This is a genomic window from Algoriphagus lacus (genome assembly GCF_003583985.1).
GTDB classification, from domain to species: domain Bacteria; phylum Bacteroidota; class Bacteroidia; order Cytophagales; family Cyclobacteriaceae; genus Algoriphagus; species Algoriphagus lacus.
In genome coordinates, this window is the sequence record NZ_QXML01000028.1 from 1 (window position 1) to 1934 (window position 1934).

The following is a 1934-nucleotide window of genomic DNA, read 5'->3' on the forward strand; positions in this document are numbered from 1 at the left end:
TTTGATCCCAATTTTTTAAAAAAAAAGTATAATAATTAGTTCGTTCTAAACTGGAAAGGTCCGAAGAAGCATCTTTGGAAAATTCCATCAAACTATAAAATCTATTAAAAATGCTTTCCATTCTAAACTTAAGGAAAGGTATAAAATTAAAAAAAATAGTAAATAATAGAATAATACCTGTAAAAATTGAAATAAAATTAAATATTGAGTAATTAATAGATTTTCTTAAATTATATAAATATATTAATGAAAGCACTATTAAAAACAAAATACTACCTCTGGAAAGGGTTGAAATCATTACAGCTAATGAACTTATCAAAGCAGAAACAAAAATAAATTTAACAAATTTAGAACGAAGGTTCAAACTAATAAAAACAGAATAATTTATAATAAATATTAAACCACTAACAAAAGAAACACCAACTGCATTTAAATCAGATTCATCACCATAACCACGATAAGTAAGGCTTTCATCATTAATTAAAGAGTATTGATATAAAAGCAAAGAAACAGAGCCTACTATCGTAAGAAATGGTATTATGCAAAAAAAGTTTAATCTATTATACTTAATTAACTTCAAATCAATCTTTGATAGACAAAATCCACAGAGAAAAAGTAAAAAACAAATAATAAAAAAGACAAAATTTAAAATTGAAATTTCATGATTTCCTAAAATTTCAAAAATCATTAGTAAAGAAAAATAAATCAGTGAAAAAAAAGAAAAATTAAGGGTGTATATAAAATTCAAGAACTTTGGAACTCCATACCAAATCAAGAAGAATCCCAAAAACAAACTGCTGTATTTTCCCAAAGGACCAAAAAGAACATAGGCATTAGTGGCAAATGAAAGAAGAAAAATGCCTAAAACAATGAAAAAAAACTTAAGAAAATTCATATGGTATTAAGTAACTTGAAAAGTAAACCTCTAATCAGACCATGAACTCCATACTCGCGAAACAAAATTTTAAACCTATCTTTTCTTTTTTGAAAAGAAATCTTAGAAGATACTCCACCTCCCTTATAAACGGCAATACACTCATTTAAATAAAAAAACTTACTTTTACCGTACTTAATATAAATCCTATTAACTAAATCAAAATCAGCATAAATTAAATATTCCAAATTATATTTAAGAAAATCATGTCCAACTAATTTTAGATTAAAAAACATACATTGGTGATTAGCCATAATTTCTCCAAATTTTAAAAAAGTAATAGGAAAAGGATAACAATACTCTTTATTATACAACTTAAAGCCATAAATCAAGGCATAATCAGAAATTACTGACTTATTCGAAAAGATACAATCCAAAACCTGATTTGAATAAAAGGAATCACCAGAATTCATAAAATTAATCCAATCACCAGTAGCTAGTCCAATTCCTTTATTCATAGCATCATAAATACCTTTATCCCTTTCACTAATTAAAAAATCAATAGAACCAATATGTTTATAAATCACATCCAAGGTACCATCCGTTGAACCACCATCTACGATAATATATTCAAAATTATCATATTTTTGATTTATCACAGAAAGAATTGTTCCTTCAATATCATGAACACAATTGAAACAAACTGTAATAATTGAAATTTTTGGCTTCATATTTAGTTTTAAGAATAATAGTTAAAAAAAACTTTTCTTTTATTAAAGTAAAAATTATAAATTTTAGGAAGAGCATTTTTCAAAAACTTTTTTACAAAAAATTTAATTAGATAGAAAAATGGATTTGAACCTCTTACTGACAAAATAGTACCGGGAAAATTTGAATTGAGTAAAATTCTTGGAGGTAACCGAATCTCCGATTGTAAATAGGCCTCCGGAAAGTAAGCATAATCAGTAATATCAGAATAAGGAATAAAATTATTCTTTTTACATAACAAACTAAACAATGACTGATCATGCCTGTGATCTAAAAATCCATTCATTTTCTT

Annotated in this window: 3 protein-coding genes; all 3 read right to left on the minus strand. The window is 25.2% G+C overall.

Annotated elements, in window-relative coordinates; genetic code table 11:
* Nucleotides 1-895: O-antigen polymerase (locus D0X99_RS20225; RefSeq protein WP_147392295.1), on the minus strand; the 895-nt coding region annotated here is incomplete at its 3' end.
* Entirely contained in the window at nucleotides 892-1605 is a 714-nt protein-coding gene (locus D0X99_RS20230) for a glycosyltransferase family 2 protein (protein WP_119479686.1), read from the minus strand. The genes D0X99_RS20225 and D0X99_RS20230, both read right to left, overlap by 4 nt.
* An 8-nt stretch (nucleotides 1606-1613) precedes the next feature.
* Nucleotides 1614-1934: hypothetical protein (locus D0X99_RS20650; protein ID WP_233553772.1), on the minus strand; the 321-nt coding region annotated here is incomplete at its 5' end.